At 36.7% G+C, this 19,597-nt stretch carries 14 protein-coding genes and 5 pseudogenes; 14 read left to right on the plus strand and 5 right to left on the minus strand.

Annotation, left to right across the window (positions count from 1 at the left end; genetic code table 11):
* Positions 1-187: pseudogene (locus tag L0B53_RS18285) on the minus strand (IS3 family transposase); the annotation flags it as partial.
* Between the two features lie 158 nt (positions 188-345).
* Here L0B53_RS18285 and tnpA point away from each other — a divergent pair.
* From tnpA to tnpC, 3 genes are all read left to right on the plus strand, one after another.
* Positions 346-645, plus strand: a complete 300-nt coding sequence (gene tnpA / locus L0B53_RS18290) for an IS66 family insertion sequence element accessory protein TnpA (RefSeq protein WP_235062400.1) — start codon at positions 346-348, stop codon at positions 643-645.
* Positions 642-1,013 carry an IS66 family insertion sequence element accessory protein TnpB gene (tnpB, locus tag L0B53_RS18295; protein WP_235062401.1) on the plus strand — a complete coding sequence of 124 codons (372 nt, stop codon included), beginning with the start codon at positions 642-644 and terminating at the stop codon, positions 1,011-1,013. Before tnpA ends, tnpB begins: the two co-directional genes overlap by 4 nt.
* Before the next feature lie 66 nt (positions 1,014-1,079).
* Positions 1,080-2,651, plus strand: a complete 1,572-nt coding sequence (gene tnpC, locus L0B53_RS18300; protein ID WP_235062402.1) for an IS66 family transposase — start codon at positions 1,080-1,082, stop codon at positions 2,649-2,651.
* 46 nt (positions 2,652-2,697) lie between these two features.
* On the opposite strand, the gene L0B53_RS18305 is transcribed toward tnpC, so the two are convergent.
* The 3 genes and pseudogenes from L0B53_RS18305 to L0B53_RS18315 all read right to left on the minus strand — a co-directional run bounded on the left by L0B53_RS18305 (position 2,698) and on the right by L0B53_RS18315 (position 4,832).
* The gene (locus L0B53_RS18305) at positions 2,698-3,003 is read right to left on the minus strand and encodes a transposase (protein ID WP_235062403.1); all 306 of its coding nucleotides are present in this window, start codon (positions 3,001-3,003) and stop codon (positions 2,698-2,700) included.
* A 225-nt stretch (positions 3,004-3,228) separates the two neighbouring features.
* Positions 3,229-3,795, minus strand: a pseudogene (locus L0B53_RS18310) (ISAs1 family transposase); the annotation flags it as partial.
* A gap of 80 nt (positions 3,796-3,875) precedes the next feature.
* The gene (locus L0B53_RS18315) at positions 3,876-4,832 is read right to left on the minus strand and encodes an IS30 family transposase (protein WP_235062404.1); all 957 of its coding nucleotides are present in this window, start codon (positions 4,830-4,832) and stop codon (positions 3,876-3,878) included.
* 805 nt (positions 4,833-5,637) lie between these two features.
* Here L0B53_RS18315 and L0B53_RS18320 point away from each other — a divergent pair.
* From L0B53_RS18320 to L0B53_RS18365, 10 genes and pseudogenes are all read left to right on the plus strand, one after another.
* Positions 5,638-6,732, plus strand: a complete 1,095-nt coding sequence (locus L0B53_RS18320; RefSeq protein ID WP_235062405.1) for an efflux RND transporter periplasmic adaptor subunit — start codon at positions 5,638-5,640, stop codon at positions 6,730-6,732.
* Positions 6,733-6,756: 24 nt separating this feature from the next.
* Positions 6,757-9,839, plus strand: a pseudogene (locus L0B53_RS18325) (efflux RND transporter permease subunit).
* Entirely contained in the window at positions 9,839-11,296 is a 1,458-nt protein-coding gene (locus tag L0B53_RS18330) for an efflux transporter outer membrane subunit (RefSeq protein WP_235062406.1), read from the plus strand. Before L0B53_RS18325 ends, L0B53_RS18330 begins: the two are co-directional and overlap by 1 nt.
* Positions 11,297-12,045: 749 nt before the next feature.
* Complete coding sequence (gene nhaB, locus L0B53_RS18335; protein ID WP_235062407.1) at positions 12,046-13,581, plus strand: sodium/proton antiporter NhaB; 1,536 nt, start codon at positions 12,046-12,048, stop codon at positions 13,579-13,581.
* A 527-nt stretch (positions 13,582-14,108) separates the two neighbouring features.
* On the plus strand, positions 14,109-14,519 hold the full coding sequence (locus tag L0B53_RS18340; protein WP_235062408.1) for an ion channel: 411 nt from the start codon (positions 14,109-14,111) through the stop codon (positions 14,517-14,519).
* Positions 14,520-14,881: 362 nt separating this feature from the next.
* A complete protein-coding gene (locus L0B53_RS18345; RefSeq protein ID WP_235062409.1) occupies positions 14,882-15,079 on the plus strand; it encodes a transposase family protein in 198 nt (65 codons plus the stop codon).
* Between the two features lie 200 nt (positions 15,080-15,279).
* Positions 15,280-15,402 carry a transposase gene (locus L0B53_RS19630; RefSeq protein WP_409202848.1) on the plus strand — a complete coding sequence of 41 codons (123 nt, stop codon included), beginning with the start codon at positions 15,280-15,282 and terminating at the stop codon, positions 15,400-15,402.
* A gap of 725 nt (positions 15,403-16,127) precedes the next feature.
* Positions 16,128-16,994 (plus strand): LysR family transcriptional regulator, encoded by an 867-nt coding sequence (locus tag L0B53_RS18355; RefSeq protein ID WP_235062410.1) that lies wholly within the window; start codon positions 16,128-16,130, stop codon positions 16,992-16,994.
* Positions 16,995-17,248: 254 nt separating this feature from the next.
* Positions 17,249-17,425: a hypothetical protein gene (locus tag L0B53_RS18360; protein WP_235062411.1), complete on the plus strand. Its 177-nt coding sequence runs from the start codon at positions 17,249-17,251 to the stop codon at positions 17,423-17,425.
* A gap of 45 nt (positions 17,426-17,470) precedes the next feature.
* Positions 17,471-17,653 (plus strand): hypothetical protein, encoded by a 183-nt coding sequence (locus tag L0B53_RS18365; RefSeq protein ID WP_235062412.1) that lies wholly within the window; start codon positions 17,471-17,473, stop codon positions 17,651-17,653.
* Positions 17,654-18,121: 468 nt separating this feature from the next.
* Here L0B53_RS18365 and L0B53_RS18370 read toward each other — a convergent pair.
* Positions 18,122-18,592 (minus strand): annotated as a pseudogene (locus tag L0B53_RS18370) (IS630 family transposase); the annotation flags it as partial.
* Positions 18,593-18,662: 70 nt separating this feature from the next.
* Between L0B53_RS18370 and L0B53_RS18375 the strand changes: the two are divergent.
* Positions 18,663-19,465 (plus strand): annotated as a pseudogene (locus L0B53_RS18375) (IS3 family transposase); the annotation flags it as partial.
* Positions 19,466-19,597: the final 132 nt, after the last annotated feature.

Genomic DNA, 19,597 nt, shown 5'->3' on the forward strand with positions numbered 1-19,597 from the left:
GTGCGAGCACCAGATTGTACAGCCTCATGAATGAGTTGAATAATATATTGACGCTCTACCAGTGAAGTTAATCTTCCTCTTCCGCCTCGTAGAACGCATTCAACTTTTTTCTAAGCACCAATAATGCTGCAGTTTCTGCAAGTGCTTTATCTTTACGGCGGAGCTCTTTCTTAAGCTTTTTATTCTCAAGCATGAGCTCTTTATCCACTTTATTTTGTGGCTTCTTTTGTTGAGATGCATCATGAAAACCAGATAAAGCGTAACCGCCAATTACTCGACATAATGGTTCAATAAAAGTTTGCTTGAGATAATGACGTTAGTCATTATCAACCAAGGACTAGAATTATGATTATCACTGAAGAGCAATGGTATCAGCATATTGATGCTTGGGAGTTAACTCATTCTACACAAGCTGATTATTGCCGAAATAATCAATTACCACAACATCAGTTCAGTTACTGGAAAAATAAACGCCTAAAAAACAATAGTAAAACAGTCACATCTAAATTTGCCATTGCTCATGTAGAAACGTCATCACAGATAACTCATTCTACTTTATCTATGACTTTACCTAACGGCATAATTATTGACGGTATAGACGCCAATAATGCCCACATAATCCCTCAACTTGTTGAGGGATTATGATGACGTTCCCCACACTCAGACCTTCCATTAGGTTATCTACGGTTTATCTCTATCGTGACCCCATCGATTTTCGAAAGTCACATAAAGGATTGAGCGCTCTGATTGAACTGGAACTTGGACACAATCCTTTTAGTGGGGAGTTATACGTTTTTACCAATAAACAGCGTAATAAAATCAAGTGCCTGTTTTGGGAAAACAACGGTTTTGTCCTTTATTACAAGTCTCTTGCTGAAGAAAGATTTAAATGGCCAAAACGCACTGATGAGGTTGTGAACTTAACTGGTCAACAGATAAACTGGCTACTCGATGGATACGATATTTCATTAATGAAAGGCCATAAAAAATTGGAATATGAGTCACTATTTTAGCGATTTATCAGGCTACTTCTGATATGATAAAGCCTTATCAAATAAGGCTTTAGAGACTATTTAACTGTGACTTCTTCTACTGATTACATTGCTGAAATTGCGCTTCTTCGCGCTCAATTAGCTGAGAAAGAAGCGCAACTCCAAATCCAGTCAGAACGTTTACAGTCTCAATCAGATCGCATTGAAGTATTAGAGGAAGTGGTTCGTCACCTTAAAATCAAACGTTGCATGCCAAGCAGTGAAAAAACCAATGTAGACCAGTTTTTACTCTTCGATGAGTCTGAACTCTGTACTGACCCAGACCTTGAGGCACATGAGAAAAGGAACGAAGATAAAAACAAAGACATCTCTTCTAATAAACCTCGTGGCCGTAAACCTATCTCTAAAGACTTACCACGTGAGAAAATCTTCCTATACCTTACTGATGAAGAAAAGCATGGAGCTAAAAGTACTTTTTTCGCAAAAGTAAAAGAAGAGCTTGATATCGTTCCAGCGAAAGTTCGTGTTCTTGAATACATGCAGGAAAAAGCTGTATTCGAGAAAGTAGATGGCCAACAAACTTTAATCACTGCTGAGTTACCTAAACATCCACTTCCTGGCTCATTAGGAAGCACAGGACTTATCGCCCATGTGATTACATCTAAATACGTTGATGGCTTACCACTCTACCGCATTGAAAAGATGCTTCAACGTTATGGTGGTGAGTTATCACGAACCACATTGGCTAATTACGTCATTAAATCTGCGAAAGTGTTTCAACCACTGATAAACCTGCTTCGAGAGCATCAAAATAGCGGTGATATTATTGCGATGGATGAAACACGTGTTCAAGTGTTAAAAGAGCCAGAAAAAAGTGTCACATCAGATAAGTATATGTGGGTGTCACTTGGTGGGCCTCCGACACAACAAAGTGTTTTGTTCTATTATGACCCATCCCGTAGTGGTGATGTCCCATTAGAATTACTTTATGGCTTTAAAGGTTACCTGCAAACCGATGGTTATGCAGGATACAATGCTGCGTGTGAAAAATATGGGCTAACTCATGCCGGTTGCATGGACCACGCTCGCCGTAAATTCATTGATGCTCAGCAAGCTCAACCGAAGGGTAAAAAAGTTAAGGTGAGCAAGGCAGATATGGCGCTAAACTACATCAACAAGTTGTATCGTATTGAGCGTCAACTTACTGACCTACGAGAACAGCAACCAAAGATGACAGCGGAGCAAGTCATTGCTTATCGTCAAGAGTACAGCGTTCCTCTATTTAACGAATTAAAAGTTTTTCTTGAGAAAAACTTAAATAAGGTACCAAAGGACAGTTTAACCTATACCGCACTTAGCTATACACTCAATCAATGGTCTAAGCTAATTGTTTACTGTAACCACAGCGATCTGCGAATCAGTAACATCATGGCTGAAAATGCTATCCGTCCATTCGTGGTTGGTAGAAAAGCTTGGCTATTCGCTGATACTCCTCAAGGTGCGCATGCTAGTGCAGCATGCTACAGCTTGGTTGAAACTGCAAAGCTAAATGGCTTGGAGCCTTTTAGCTATCTACGCACTCTTCTTACCAAACTTCCTTACTCTGAGACAGTAGAGCAAATCGAAGCTCTGTTACCTTGGAATGTAGAAATAATTTAATTGCTAACCATCCATTAAGCGCTCATTACTGCTGAGTAAAGGGCGCTTACGATAAAGCATTCGCTTTCCATTGAGCTATTTCCTCTGGAAATAGCCCTTTTTCTCGACAATATGCACTTAACTCTGCTTGTGATAAGCAAGCTGTTTCCATGATGATATTTAGCTTTTGTTCTGGAGAAAATGATGCTGATTTTTTCATTATACCGTTCTTTTTTAGAGTGCTAGCTCGCCAAGTGTACAGCGTATTATAAGGAATACCTGTTTCTTTTGCTAAGTCAGAAACAGATTGATTTAGAGGGGGAAGCATTTTACTAATGATTGAAGATTTTAAATCTTTGGGATATTGAGTCATTGTCGTATTTCCTATTTAAATTAGGTAGTGACAACAATCCTGACATCAAGGGTTCTCTCCTGCTCTGACAAAGATTGATGTCAGAGCCATAGGTATCTACACAAATTGAGCAAAAAACGAACTGGATAACGCTTTCGTTTGAAATTACACCTAAAACTCAACCAACTTTGTCACAATGGATCTATAGAGGTGAACTTCAACCTGGCCGTTGATGTCAGGATTGTTGTCTCCACCTTGATCTACAAAGGCTTTAGCAATCTTGGTTTGACATGCCATAGCATCAATAGTTACTAGAGCTCCCTTGATATCGAGCATCTTTATCAGCTCAGGGATCGGTGTGATTCATTGCTTTTTTGTTCGGTATTTAGATGCCCTAGTACGAGCTTGTTTGACGACGCATAGGCGCTGCATATGAATGGTGCTCGTCCTGTCTTCATGATTATATGAGCCGTGAAGTGTTTTTCTGTCAATCGCAATTACTTGACCTTCGGTAAGAGTATGTATTGATGACATCCAGTTAACGAAGCACTCATGAAATTTCTCTGGCTCAACGGTAGAGATGATACGAACAATAGTATCATCCGCAGGAATACCATTCAAAAACAAGTCATTACGCTTAAACCAATCATGATGACCCAGAATGTATTCACGAATATCAAACCAGCCTTTCGCGCCTGCAATTACCGAACATAGTGAACCAAAAAGGACTTCAAACAGGCAATAAGTGACCTTTGCACCTTGGCGATGGTTGATAATCGTTTGAAAATGTTCTTTGAAGTGGTCAATGTGCATGATGCTCTCCCTTAAAAGGGAGTATATGATCACAGCTAAATGTAATCGTCAAATTAATCGTAATTTTGATTGAAAAATGTTCACGATCTCACCTTGACGCACCAATAAGATTTAATCGAGTACGGATACAGTTTATAATCTAAACACTTTCTTGGCCGTTTATTTATTCGCTCTTGTACAAATTGAAGATATTCATCTTCAACTTGCTTTAGATTTGTTCCTTTAGGAACATATTGCCTTAGTAAGCCATTAAAATTTTCATTTAGCCCTCTTTCCCATGATGAATATGGGTGTGAAAAGTATGTTTTGGTCTCTAATTCTTTTGTGATTTCTAAATGCTCCGAGAACTCTAGCCCATTATCAAAAGTGATTGATTTAACATACTCTTTATAAGGCTTAAGGATATCTATAATAGCAGTTTTCACTGCATCAGCGCCCTTATTTGGGACTTTTTTAATGAGATACAGTCGACTCTTTCTTTCAGCCAAAGTGACGATTGCTCCCGTTCCTTGTTTGCCCAATACTAAATCAGCCTCCCAATCGCCGAGACGGCTCTTGTCATTAATATAATTGGGGCGTTCATCAATAGATACGCAGTTGCGTATCTTTCCTCTAACTGATTGTTTTCCTTTACGGTATTTTTTATGTCCTTGTCTTAAATGTTGATAAAGAGTTCCGCCCTGGATTTTATCTTTTAAAACATAACGATAAATCCATTCATGGCTGACTTTTAGATCTAATGACTTTGCTACATGACTAATCTGCTCAGGACTCCAGTCCCATGATAGTGCCATATCAACAAACCAGATAGTTTCTTTAGGAATCTGATATTTATAGGCATTAACTCGTCGCTGACGAGTTAATGAGATAGCAACATCTGGGTTATATACTTGATTAACACTGTTCCTTTTAATCTCTCGATGAATCGTTGAACGATTCACTTCAAGCTTAATCGCAATTTTATTTTGGGAGTAACCCTCTGCAATGAGGAAAGAAATCTGGTATCTTTGTTTCTGAGTCAACTGTTGATAACTCATAGTAGTACTTGTTTTGATTTTGGCGATGAGAAGCATACTACAATCAGCAGTTGACCTTCTCACCTTTACTATGAGTGTTGCACTTATTATATGAATTCAGGTTTAGTTTGGTACAGCAATGATAATCTATATTAAACATGATTTATTCTTACTATTAATTTACAATTGAATATTATCTTCTATTAATTAACGCTAACTTGCAAGTTTGCCACTCTCTCTCTTCATAACTCTAAATTTATAAGTATTTATAATGCTCACTTCTCAAACTTTTAAGTAGGCACAAAAATGTCCTCGGGAATTTTATCATGGAAGTGGCCATTGAATATCAATGGCTTGTATTAAGCTAACTTTCACACAGCCACTTAGACTTGTTTATTGTCGTTATTAAATTACTATTTTTAACGATCTTTAGATTTTTTCTGACTGGTATTATCGCTAGGCAATACACGGGATAATGATGCTGTAATAAAATCATTATTAGCAATAATCTGACCAATGAAATAAAACTATTCTGCACAATCTGTTATTTATGGAACAGCTTATTTTAGCTAAGACATTAATAAAGTATGAGTTTATTTTTTCGCCACCATTATACCCAGCGAGAATAATACGACGCCCATTATTTCCAAATCAAATGACTGTTCCATGTATTGCAACAATCTGTTTTATATAGGGTTAATTATCTACGTATTTAATCCTTGTATAATCAACTTGTAATTTAATCTTAATGAGTATTTCACCTATGACATTCATGGCCTACCAGATTCTGGTAGTTTGTCATAGGTGCTTTTTGGAGCAACCTATAATGAAAATAAACAAATTAACGCTTCTAATTTCCACCGTCATATTCTTAGCGGGTTGTAATTCTTCCGAGCAGAATGTGTCAGTCCCTACAGTACCTCGCCCTGTCAAGGTTGAATTCCTTGACATTCAACATCAAACACACCAATCCAGATTACCAGGTGTGATTAAAGCAACTAATCAAGCTGATGTTGCTTTTCGTGTCCCTGGAACGATTAATGCGCTTTATATAAAAGAGGGCAGTTTGGTAAAAGAAGGCGATAAACTTGCACAATTAGATTCCCATGATTATCAAGTCACCGTTGATGAGTTAAAAGCACGTTTAGCAGAAGCCAAAGCAACGGCGACTCTCGCTAAAATTGAGTTAGATCGTATCAAGATAGCATCAGAGGGTGATGCTGTTGCTCAAGTGAACTTAGATCGTGCTAAAACGGGATTAACTAGAGCCAATCTTGGTGTGGAAGTGGTTCAACAAAATCTGAAAAAAGCTCAAGATGCCTTACGCTATACTACGCTTTATGCGCCATTTTCTGGAAAAATTGCCAAAGTTTACCCTGAGAATTTTGAACAAACCGCCCCAGGTGTTCCAGTTCTTACTTTATTAAATCCAGATGAACAGTATGTTGAAACCGATGTTCCTGAGTCATTAATCGATAACTTGGCTATAGGAGTGAAAGGGACTGTTTCTATAGATAATCAAACTATCTCGGTGCCTGTGACTATTACTGAAATTGGTCACGTTGTTTCACCTATAACACGTACTTATCCGGTCAAATTCACTTTTGATAAACCATTAAATAAAGATTTAATTGAGAAAGTTGCCAGTGTTTGGATTAAAAATAAAAGTAATTATGAAGCGGATTGGGTAGATGTTCCTCTATCAGCTCTTTATCAAGAGGTTGGTGAAAATCCTGCGATATGGTTTGTTATTGATGACCATGCCAAGCGTTTTCCTGTGATGGTGGGTAAATTAAAAGAGTCGACGATTGCGGTAAAAGGTGATTTTCCAGAAAATGGTGAGTTGATTACTGGCGGTGTTCATTTTTTAATTGATAATCAACGTGTCGGTCAACGTATTAATCGTGTTGTAAAGGGGTAAGGGGGGATTATGCAATTAGCAAATATGGCTCTTAAACGTAGACTTTTTGTCTATTTTATTACCTTAATCTTATCGTTCTCTGGATTAATCGCTTATAACAAACTGGGTAAGCTAGAAGATCCAAGTTTTACTGTTAAAACTGCCGCCATTATTACTATGTACCCAGGAGCATCAGCTAAAGAAGTTGAAGAGCTGGTAACGGATAAAATAGAAAGTAAACTTCAAGAGATGGGGTCGTTATGGAAACTACGGTCTCTATCCAAACCGGGTGCATCGATGATTTTTGTCGATTTAAAAGAGGATACGACAAGTCAAGAATTGCCACAGCAATGGGATTTGTTACGCCGTAAAGTTAATGATATTAAATTAGGCCTCCCAGCATCAGCGCAAATGCAATTAGTTATGGATGAATTCTCTGATGTCTATGGTATTTTATATTCCCTCTCTGGTGATGGTTATAGTGGCGCAGAGCTAAAGAATTATAGCAAAGAACTACAACGTCGACTCAAAACAGTTGATGGTGTAAAAAAAGTGGTTTTACAAGGCGCTCAACAACAAACGATTGAAATTAATATCAGTGATGAAAAACTCAATAGTTATAAACTATCTTCTGCTCAAGTATTAGCGCAACTAGCAAGTCAAAATATGATCATTGATGCCGGTGGATTCGATCGTAATTTAGAGCGAATTCGTGTCAATGGTAGTGGGGAGCTGTCCAGTTTATCTGATATAAAAAATATTGTTATACGCGGTGGTGTTGGTCCGATTGGTCAACAGGTTATTCGATTATCTGATATTGCAGATGTTCATTTTTCTTATCAAACACCTGCAGTTACAGCAATGCGTTTTAACGGGTATCCAGGGATCACATTAGCGGTCACTCCAAGAGATGGTATTAACGTTGTTGCTATTGGTGAACGCCTAAAACAGACTGTTGCTCAATACCAGCAAGAACTTCCTCTTGGCGTAAATATCGATACTATCGCTTTCCAGCCAGATGAAGTGCGTGACTCTGTTAATGATTTTGTTATCAACTTATTAGAGTCTATCGCTATTGTTATTGCTGTACTTTGGGTCTTTATGGGCTTTCGAAGTGCTGTTGTGGTGGGTAGCAGTTTACTGGTCACGCTGCTGCTTACGTTAGTGACAATGTGGATATTTGGCGTTGATTTACAACGTGTATCTATTGGGGCATTTGTTTTAGCATTAGGCTTGCTTGTTGATAATGCCATTGTTATCACGGATATGTACATCAGCAGAATTCGTAAAGGGGAGTCGATACAACAAGCCGCCACAGAGCCAGCCAAACAAACAGCATGGGCATTACTTGGGGCTACTATCATCGCGATTATGGGCGCTAGCCCTATCTTGTTCTCACAAACAGATGCAGCGGAATTCGCCGTTTCATTATTCTTTGTGTTAGCTTCATCGCTATTAATCAGCTGGTTAGTCGCAATGACATTAACACCAATCTTATGTGCTGATTTAATCAAGCCTGAGCATTTTGATTCAAGTAAAACCGGTAAAACATCCATTATTGCCGACCGTTTCTATCGTGTAGTTAATTATGTATTGACTTATCGTTGGACAACAATCTCAATCGCTGTATCTTCATTAGTGTTAGCGGGATTTTTGGCAACGAAATTGATGGTAAACTTTATGCCAGCATCTGATCGTCCTATCTTATTTTTAGATTATTGGTTGCCTGCCGGTGGTAAGATTGAAAAAACCTCGGACGATTTGAAAGTTATTGAACAATGGTTATTAAAACAAGATGGCGTTGAAAATGTCGCAACGTACATTGGCGAGAGCGCACCACGATTTTCTGTTACTGTTGAACCTGAACCTATAGACCCAAGTTATGGCCAAATTGTCATTAATATTGATGACTTTGATAAAATTGCACCTTTAATCAAAAAAGGCGATGCCTGGTTAGCCACTCAATTCCCTTATGCTGATCCTCGCTTTAGAGAATTAAAGTTAGCCACAAAAGATAAATTCTCTGTTGAAGCCAGATTTGCAGGTCCTGACCCGCTTGTTTTGAGATCTTTAGCTAATCAAGCCAAAGACATTATGGCTCAAAATCCTCATCTTAAATATATCCGAGATGATTGGCGTCAACAAAGTAAGGTATTAAAACCCGAGTTTAATCAAGATAAAGCGCGACGTGTCGGTATTACCCGTACTGATATGGCAATGGCATTAAAACGCAGTAGTGATGGATTACCCGTTGGTATTTATCGTCAAGGTACTGAACAAATGCCCATTATTGTTAAAAAGCCTGAATGGCAAACCCATACATTAGATTCATTGGATACATTACCGGTCACAAGTTTACTCGGTGGATACTCTGTGCCATTGGGACAAGTCGTTGATGGCTTTCAGTTAGAATGGGAAAACAGTCAAATTTGGCGTCGAGACCGTTTACCTGCTATTACCGTTCAAGCGGGTGTTCAAGATGTTTTTACTTCCGTTGCACGTAACGAAATAGCCAAACAAATTGAAGCTATTCAATTACCTCATGGGTACACTATGGACTGGGGGGAGAGTATTATGATGAGCAGCGTGCGATTAACGATATTTATAGACAATTACCGAAAGCTGCGATAATTATTTTAATTATTATGGTTGCGCTATTTAATAATTTCAAAGCACCATTAACGATTATTTTAACATTACCTCTTGGCTTATTAGGGATGGTAGCAGCATTACTCCTAGGAGGGAAACCTTATGGATTCATGGCCTTGGTCGGCTTGGTTTCTTTATCTGGCATGATCATTAAAAACTGTATTGTTTTGATAGAGCAAATTGCCATTGAGGAAGAAAAAGGACTTTCTCCATTTGAAGCAGTCAGAGAAGCAACATTAGACCGTTCATTAGCCATTGTTATGGCAGCAATGACGACGGTGCTTGGCATGGTTCCTTTATGGAATGATACGTTATTTGATAAAATTACGGCAACCATAATTGGTGGACTATCTGTGGCTACATTTGCAACCATCTTAGTGATGCCCGTCATTTATTGTTTGATCTACAAAATTAAAGCACCAAGTAGTGAATCAGAGCCAGAGTCGACACAAAATCAGCCATTATTAGGAGATAAATAATGAAAAATAAAAGCTTAATTGCCTTGTCATTAACCCTAATATTAACCGGTTGTGCCGTAGGACCCGATTATCAAAAACCGACTCAAACATTGGATGATAGCTATCAGACATTAGGTGAGGGGTTAACCAATGATACAGCCAAAGAACAATGGTGGCGTCAATTTAACGATCCCCTACTTAATCGTTATGTAGACGAAGCATTAAACCAGAATTTAAATTTAAAAATTGCCATGCAGCGAGTGCAAATGGCAGATTCTTATCGTAAAGTTGTCGCCTCTCAAAAAGTGCCAACCGTTGCATTAGGTGCTGGTTATGGTGGAGGAATGTTTAGTGAGTCAGGCCCCATTGCAGGTCCCTTAGTCACAGACAATAACCCACTAGGAATGGAGTTAATGGACAGGCAACAAGATGGCTTTAGGGTGGGTGCGGATATTGCGTGGGAAGCAGATATTTTCAAACGTATTGATCGTCAGGTTGATTATGCTGAAATACGAAAATCACAAAGCGAAATAGTGACCTACGGTGTGCAATTGATGGTTATCTCTCAAGTTGTTGATAACTATATTCAGTTGCGTGGTGCGCAAGAACGACTAGTGGTAGCAGAACAAAATATTGACGATCAGAAACAACTTTTAGCGCGAATTGAAAAGCTAAAAGAAGCAGGGTTAGCGGGTGACCTTGAGATTGCTCAAGCAAAAGGCCTCTTAGCATCGGTTAAAGCAATTAAACCGATGTTAGAAACGGCAATTGATGTTCATCAATACCGTCTCGCGATTATTTTGGCTCAACAGCCACAAGCCCTAAAAGATGAGTTAGCTGTAAAACATTCTCATCCGTTACCTAAAATAGAAGGGTTAATTCCTGTTGGATTACCCTCTGATTTATTATTACGACGCCCTGATATTCAGTTTGCAGAGCGAGATATGGCAGCAAAAAATGCAAAGCAAGCAATAGCTGTTGCCAATAAATATCCGCGTTTTTATCTCACTGGATCGCCTGGCACATTAGGGGGTAATTTTGGTGATCTATTTTCTAACGGGAGTGGTTACTGGACAGCAATGGCCGGCTTTGAATGGACGATTTTTGATGGTGGTCGTAAGAATGCATTAAAAGAGGCGGCAGATGCTGATTTTGTTGCGGCAGAATATCGCTATCAACGCAGTTGGCTCAATGCCCTTGGTGAAGTTGAGACGCTATTAAGTGCTTATAGTCATAGCCAAGATAGTTTAGTTCAGATCAAAGAGGCACTAGATGCAAGTCATTTAGCGAGTGAAAAAGCGCAGTTGCTCTATAAGAGTGGTATGGGGGGCTATATCAGCGTACTTGATGCTCAAAGAACGGAATACTCAATCCGAGATCGTTATATTGCAAGTCAGGTTAAAGTATCACAAAGTGCAGCTAGTTTATCTCGTGCGCTGGGTGGTGGTTGGAAATATCAACCACCGATGAAAAGTTAAATGTTACTAATATAAAATTCAACGCGATAAAATATCATAATTCTTTCATCAGTTTTATCGCGTTTTTATATTTTATCGAAGGTGATTGGAGTTATTACGTGGCGTCAAGTAAAAGGGGTAATAAAATCAACTACTGTGTCATAAGTTATGATAACTAGGCACTAAAAATTTTTCGGGAATTTTACCATGATGGCACTCATTCAATATCAATAAGTTACATTAAGATAACTTTCACACTGCTACTTATTACGTTTGAATATACATAAAAAGTTAGTTATTTATTTAGAGCATTGGAAATAGCAATGTAAACACTTAAATTTCATTAACTTAAAATATTTTTAATAAGGAAAGGTTTTTCATGTCAGTAGATATTTATATAGCTATATTTTGTATTGTTATTTTCACTCCATTTTACTACCTGTGGGTGAGAGAGATTCTCAAATCGATTTATTTGATTGTGTTATTTTATGAAAAAATACAGATGCAAATAATCAATACACAATGAAAAAGTAACAATTTATTGAGAAGTGACTTTTTACACTTCTTATTCCCATGGAAAATATAATAAATAAGATAAATTTATAAATATTGAGTCGGAATGATAGTTAATAATATAGATATAAGTAATAATCATGAAATCATAACTATTTACTCTGACTATCTTAAACCAACCATTTACTATAACTTATCTATGGATACTTACATACAATAAAAATCTTATCATTCTTTTAATTAATTGGTGTGTAATTATGTTTATTTTAGTTATAAAGGCATTATTCAAGAATTTCCTAGGGAAAGCTCCTACATATTATAAAATAGCAATCATTTCTTTTTTAATAATAAATCCGGTTGTATATTTTTTTATCAGCCCATTCATTGCTGGTTGGTTATTAGTTTGTGAATTTATATTTACCTTGGCTATGGCATTAAAATGTTATCCTTTGATTTCCGGTGGGTTACTAGCTATTGAAGCAGTATCTATTGGAATGACAAGTGCTGAACATGTTAAACATGAAATCATTAATAATATAGATGTAATATTATTATTAATATTTATGGTGGCAGGGATCTATTTTATAAAATCTTTACTAATGTTTATCTTTACAAAGCTAATAATTAACATTAGGTCGAAAATTTATCTTTCGCTTGCATTTTGTTTTTTCTCAGCATTCTTATCAGCATTCTTAGATGCATTAACAGTTATTGCTGTCATTATTAGTGTAGCCGTTGGCTTTTATTATGTTTATCATAAAGCAGCAACAAAAAATGAATTTTTGAATAAAAATATTATCCAATCGGAGGAAATCAATACCTTAAACCGACAAAGTTTTGACGATTATCGTGCATTTTTACGTAGCTTAATGATGCATGCTTCAATAGGAACAGCATTGGGTGGTGTGACAACCATGGTTGGTGAACCACAAAACTTAATAATTGCAAAACAAGTTAATTGGCAATTTGCAGAATTCACCTTACATATGCTGCCTGTTACTTTACCTATTTTAATGTTTGGGTTACTAACTTGCTTCTTAGTTGAAAAATATAAGTTATTTGGCTATGGCGTTGAATTACCTGAGTATATACATACTTTATTAGTTGAATATGATAAAGAAGAAAGCCTACAGAGATCTCTTCAAGATAAGATAAAATTAATTACACAAGCATTGATTGGTTGTTGGTTAATTATTGCCTTAGCTTTACATTTAGCGACTGCTGGCCTGATTGGCTTAACAGTAATAATTTTAGTAACAACAATGACTGGAATTACGGAAGAGCATGTATTAGGTAAAGCGTTTGAAGAAGCACTACCTTTTACTGCATTATTGACAGTTTTCTTTGCTATTGTTTCAGTTATTATTCATTTAGAATTATTTAAGCCAATTATTCATTGGGTCTTGCTTATGGAAGGTCAGAAACAGCTATCTATGATTTATATTGCTAACGGCTTATTGTCAATGGTCTCTGATAATGTTTTTGTGGGTACTATTTACATTAATGAAATTAAGAGTGCTTTACAAAACCATATAATATCTCGTGAACAATTTGATTTATTAGCCGTCGCTATCAATGTCGGAACAAATATTCCCTCAATTGCGACACCAAATGGACAAGCCGCATTTCTATTTATGTTAACTTCAGCTATTGCACCGCTAATTAAACTATCATATGGAAGAATGATTTATATGGCTTTACCCTACACGATTGTACTATCATTAGTTGGATTAGTTGCTATTCAATTTTTATCAATATCAACAGATTTACTTTCCTGTATAGGGTTATTATGATCCTATAAATGTATTTTTATCATATTGATGATAAGTGGCTGTGTTAATTTAATATCAATAATTTATATCAAGATAATTTTTATACAGCTACTTAGTAAAAAGAAATAGAAATTTAATAGATTACAAAATAATCTGAATATTAAGTATATTTCCTCTGAGTGAATTACAGTTGCTAGTTTTGCGAAATACGAGCAACCCTCTGTGTTAATAATTTATGATTAGCACAAATATCAGATTATAAGGACAATGATTATTCATATGAAAAAAACATCCCCCCTAAGATAAAAAAGATAACACAAGAAGATAATTTTATTTATCTATTAATAGCCTTAGTTATAAACTTATTATTAACTACTATTGTTGAACAATTTTATCATGAAAAAGTTAACATAACTCTGTTTTCAATTTTCATTTTACTTCTATTAACTGTTTTTGGTGTTAATAGGAAAAAACATTGGTATCAAACTACTTACATTATCTTAATTATATTAATGTTTATATCTCATCAATATAATTATACAGGAATTTTGAAAAATGATTTCTTATCATTAATAATTATAGCAACATTTATTTGTATAACCATCTTTTCAGCCATTAAACAAGTTTTTTTTTGCAAGGAAGTGACTGTTAATATTATTCAAGGGTCTATTTGCATTTACTTATTAATTGGATTGTTATGGGCAATTATATTTCTTATCAATATTACATTGGTTCCAAACTCATTTCATGGTATAGACGACGTTAACTGGTTAAATAACTTTCCTAAAGCTATTTACTTCAGCTTTGTCACACTTACAAGTACTGGTTATGGTGATATTACACCTATATTGCCTATTGTTCGTTTCTTTTCATATATAGAAGCTATTATTAGTCAGTTTTATATTACAATTTTAGTTTCGAGTTTAGTTGCGATTAAGGTTTCTGATTTATCTAAATAACTGCTATGTTTTTGATAGTATGAAATTTGAAGGTAACTTCTCTCACTCGAAAAGCTTAAAGAGCATTGTTATAGTTGAAAAGTTTGGCTCTTCAACGTTTTGTGTGGATTTGAGTTAAAATATGCACCTCCTAAATAGACGTCAATATAAGGTCCAGTCACGTTGAGTGCTTCTGATATTTTTATGCTCGAGTTGGGGCTGAACGTGGGGACTTTACTCCTACCCAGAATGTGGCTTCGCTTGCCCTGCACATAATTTCAAAGAGAAAACATGGCGTCATATCAACTTTTTCAGCACCATTGCTATATCACTGCAAAGATACCAGCGTTCACTGCAAAAATCACGAGGTAAGGCTTATTGAAGTGCCTTGGGCAAGACCAGGTAGTGGCTTTACTTTGCTGTTTAAAGAAGTAACCTTAGCACTGATAAGAGAGATGCCAGTTAACACTGCTGTTAAGTTTATGGAAGTGACGGATAAGCGGCTTTGGCGAGTGGTGGAACATTACGAGGAGAAAGCTTTATACGACTTGACCTGTCATGCCTCACTCCTTTGGATTTGATGAGACAGCGTCAAAGCGTGGGCATAATTACGTTACTGTTTTCATCGATATGCGCGTAAAACCTTCCCCGTTGTATTTGCTATGCCAGGAAAAGGAAAGAAAACTGTCATTGAATTGAGCATTTTTATAGAAAAGCACGGGGCGAAATATGAGCAAGTCCGTGAAGTCGAGTGTGATATGTCTCCGTCTTTTTAAGTGGTATCAAAGATGAATTTTCGAAAGCAAATGTCACCTTCGATTGGTTCCATGTTCTGCAGCTATTTATCCGAGCCGTTGATAAGGTTCGAAAAGAGGAAAGAAAGCACAAGCTTTACTTGACCTAGAGCTATATGCTCTTGAGACAGCAAAAGCTTGGCGAGTGAAAGAAAAGTTACGTTGGATAAGAGAAAACGACACAAGCGGCTCGTTGGCGCCTGACTAATTTCATCAAGTTTACACTTGAATAAATAGGCAGTTCAGAAGCTTTAGAGCCAGTAATAAAAGTATTCAGAGAGAATACATCAGTCCTGGACTTCGACCTATACTCATGCGCGATTGAAAGATCTGAATAGTTTGTTTCAAGGAGAAAGGCCGAGGGCTCGTGGCTATAGAAATACAATCACGTTCATCACTATGCTCTACATGATAGCGAGCCCTACCGCTGAAATATTGAAATTCACTTGAAACGTCGAAGAGCCAAAAATTTTGTCTTGAGAAAGGTAAACCTGTCGCTTTATAGTACAGTTACTACATCAGTTCTAAAGAACTTAGTGTAGAGCAAGCAGCGATGGTATAGAGTTAATGTGTTGGATGTTTGATATGGCAATGAATGAAAGTGTATATCAGATAAGTAGGCACTAAAAAGTTTTTTGGGATTTTATCATAGTGATGTTCATTAAATATCAAACGTTTACATCAAGATAACTTTCATGCGGCTGCTTATGAAAAATTACGGTGCAGTTGAACTTGTTTTGCCTACGTTATAATAAAACCCGTAAAATACCCAGATCTATTAGATCTACGATTGCTATATAATGACAAATTATAATTATTATCTTTAGGAATCATTATGCGATTAGATGATATAGAAATCTTTCATGTTGTCGTTGAAACGGGAGGATTTACTTCTGCTGCAAATGTACTCGACCTCCCAAAATCTAAAGTTTCTAGACGAATCTCACATTTAGAGAATAGTATTGGTACAACGCTCTTTCAGCGAACCACAAGGCATTTATATTTAACAGAAAGTGGAGAGCGATATTATCAAAAAACTAAAATTTTAGCCGATGAATTCAGAAAATTAAATGATGAAGTCCATGATAAAAAAAGTAATATAAAAACCACCGTACGTTTGCAAATTTTAAATGAAGCCATCGAAATTCTTCCCTCTTTAATCGATTTTCAAGATAAAAACCCAAAAATCAATTTAGATATTACAACCCACAGTCAACAACTCCTACTACAGCACACCGGATTCGATCTAGCAATGCGTGTTGGCCCTCAACCAGACTCATCAATGATAGCAAGACCCATTGGCAACTTTACTCGTGTTATGGTGGCTAGTCCTGAATATATCCAAAAATATGGGCTGCCAAAATCACCATTAGAGTTATCTCAACACAACTGCTTAACGTTTAGAGCCCCTGATGGCATTCTAGAAAAGCAATGGACTTTAATGGGGAAAGAACCGATTAACATATCAGGCACAATGATCAGTAATAATGCAGAATTGATTAAAAGAGGAACAATAGCAGGAGAAGGAATTAGCTTTTTACCCGAAATGCTATGTCTTGATGAAATAGAAAAAGGAAACTTGATCAATATTTTTCCACATTTAGAGTCAAAAAAAGAGACTATTTGGCTGGTATACCCTTCAAAGAAACACATCAACCATGCAACTCGATTATTACTGGATCACCTCGCCACCCACCTATAACGAAATAAAATAACGGATAGATTTCGAGCTAAAGTTATCAACGAATCGGCTATAACACAGAGAATTATGTTATAAATATGTATCATTGATTACACAGTGTTGCCATTAAAAAAACAGTTACCTTTATTAGGTTAATAATACGTTAACAAATCACAATATTAACCACTAAGAGGTATGACCAGGTAATTTCAAGTTCATTTATCGTACGAACAAGGGCATAATTATGTGATAAAGTTCAAACTTTTGGATATGTGATGAACAATTTAAAGATAGTACCTTTGTCTCTTGGTTTTAAAATTACAGGAAATGATTTTCCAGAGATAAAATTTGCAACGGCATTAGAAGCTAAACTTGTAGTGGATTTGTTACATAAAGGCGTTGACTTGGCCCGAGCATGTCGCTTAGCCCATATAGAGTCTTATTCCTATTAAGGCGTCGCTGAAAATTATCACTAAAAATTATAATAAGGATAAAAAATGAACAATACCGATCTATTCCAACAACGCTTATCTATGATCACTGCTTGGCAGCCTGAAAATCAACGTGAATCGAAAGTGATGAATACTTTACTCACGACATGCCTAAATAATAAACTGGGTATCAAAAAAGAAGAAAATGCTCATTTACATGTACACTGCCATCGAAATGCACACTATTAATTTCTTAATCATCTTATAGAGAATAGAAATCGCTTCAGATCTAACACTAAGGTTTAAACCGATTTTTATTTTCTTGAGTCACGTTCACAAGCTAATAACTCAGCACGATAAAGTGATTGCTGTCACTCCCCTTTTCACCTTCCCATTAACAAACTCAAATATAATGGATAATTAAAAAGTTAAGATCCAAAAAACATTAAATGACATTATCTCTATGCTCGTTAAATAATCACTTAAATAATTCTCCGACCTCCCTGAACACCCTACACTTCCTGAACTAAAAAAATGTAAAGAAAAGAAGTTAAGACTAAACTATTACATACAAGATTTTTTTATTACATCAATAGTGGAAATTCAGAGAGTAATAACCTTGATCCATTTTTCTGTAAATAGATAAATCATTCAGTAATAGACAATAAGGCTAATAATTTGAACTCTTTTCGGCGGGAAAAATTTCTCTATAAGTGTTTAACTAAAAGTTATCGTGAATTTATTACCATAGGAATTCAGTATGCTTAACACTGAATTCTTTAGTGATTCAAACGATGTAAATGCATCACAAGTAAGCCATTCGTATTTTAACTTTCGCCACAATATTTCAATCAAGTTTAGTTCTGGTGAATATGGGGGTAAATAGCAAATAAGAACATCCTTCATCAACCATTCATCTAATTTTGCTTTAAATAATGCCGAGCGATGCATTGACGCATTATCTAAGATAATAAAGCACGGCGTATTAGCTCTTCTTTCACTTATAAATTTATCGAATGCTTTTATCACTGTTTCTGAATAAACAGTGTCTTCTGTTGACTCGAAGAAAAGCTGCCCTGTTAAACTTAAAAATCCAAGTATATTGATTTTTTTATTTTGGCTGTATGATTGTCTACAGTGAGGCTCACCGATAGGTCCCCAGCAATAAGGAAGGTTCGATCGTTGACTAACTGTTCTGGTCTAATGGAACTGGACACTGAATTGAGAGACAATATTTGTCAGAACAATGAGGTGATGAATGACTCAGAAAAGAGCGTACAAACGCTACCCTAAAGAATTTAAAGAAGAAGCTGTAGCATTGGTACGAGAGCAAGGCTATACCGTTCCTCAGGCCGCAGAAGCCGTGGGTGTAACAACAACGGTCTTGTATAAGTGGAAGGAAAAAATCGAAGCACAACTTGAAGGTACCGAGCTTTCTGATGATGAGCGCGACGAACTAAAAAGGCTACGTAAAGAAGTCAAAGTGTTGCGCATGGAGAAAGAAATTCTAAAAAAGGCGTCAGCCTTCTTCGCGAAAGAAATGAAATAAAGTTTAATTTTATCAAGGCTGAGTCGGTAAAGTACCCGGCCTTTCACCTATGTCGTGCTATGCAAGTAAGTCGATCAGCCTACTACGATTGGCTCAACCGTCCTGCGAAGCTAATTACGGCTGAGACGCTAAATTTGTATCGACGCACCAAGGCGCTTTTCGAGAAAAGTCGGCAGAGCCTTGGTAACCGAGAAATGGTGAAAAAGCTACGCGAGGAAGGTTTTGCTGTAGGACGCTACCGCGTTCGGGCTGTGATGAACAAGTTAGGTTTGAAAGCAACTCAGCGAGTCGCCTACAAGGTGACAACCAAACGCAAGCACAGCGATGCTGTCGCAGACAACTTGTTGAACCAGAATTTCAACCCTGTAGCTCCAGATCAAGTTTGGGCTGGTGACGTGACGTACTTGAAAACCGGAGAAGGATGGATGTATTTGGCTGTTGTTATGGATCTGTATTCCCGTCGTATCGTCGGCTGGCATATTGATAAACGCATGACTACAGACTTGGTTACCTTTACTTCCGTTTGTTCTAACACAACATTTTCATTTAATTGGGTCACGTCAGATAAAATATGGCGAGCTCGTTGTAAATAAAACTCTCCAGCCACGGTCAGGCACGACGTTCTGGTTGTTCGATTGATTAAC

The sequence above is a fragment of the Vibrio sp. SS-MA-C1-2 genome, assembly GCF_021513135.1.
GTDB lineage: Bacteria > Pseudomonadota > Gammaproteobacteria > Enterobacterales > Vibrionaceae.

Bases quoted from the DNA above. Each gene is read 5' to 3' on its own strand.
- tnpA (WP_235062400.1), top strand. From the start codon at position 346: ATGATTATCACTGAAGAGCAATGGTATCAGCATATTGATGCTTGGGAG.
- tnpB (WP_235062401.1), top strand. From the start codon at position 642: ATGATGACGTTCCCCACACTCAGACCTTCCATTAGGTTATCTACGGTT.
- L0B53_RS18305 (WP_235062403.1), bottom strand. From the start codon at position 3,003: ATGACTCAATATCCCAAAGATTTAAAATCTTCAATCATTAGTAAAATG.
- L0B53_RS18315 (WP_235062404.1), bottom strand. From the start codon at position 4,832: ATGAGTTATCAACAGTTGACTCAGAAACAAAGATACCAGATTTCTTTC.
- L0B53_RS18320 (WP_235062405.1), top strand. From the start codon at position 5,638: ATGAAAATAAACAAATTAACGCTTCTAATTTCCACCGTCATATTCTTA.
- L0B53_RS18330 (WP_235062406.1), top strand. From the start codon at position 9,839: ATGAAAAATAAAAGCTTAATTGCCTTGTCATTAACCCTAATATTAACC.
- nhaB (WP_235062407.1), top strand. From the start codon at position 12,046: ATGTTTATTTTAGTTATAAAGGCATTATTCAAGAATTTCCTAGGGAAA.
- L0B53_RS18355 (WP_235062410.1), top strand. From the start codon at position 16,128: ATGCGATTAGATGATATAGAAATCTTTCATGTTGTCGTTGAAACGGGA.
- L0B53_RS18360 (WP_235062411.1), top strand. From the start codon at position 17,249: ATGAACAATTTAAAGATAGTACCTTTGTCTCTTGGTTTTAAAATTACA.
- L0B53_RS18365 (WP_235062412.1), top strand. From the start codon at position 17,471: ATGAACAATACCGATCTATTCCAACAACGCTTATCTATGATCACTGCT.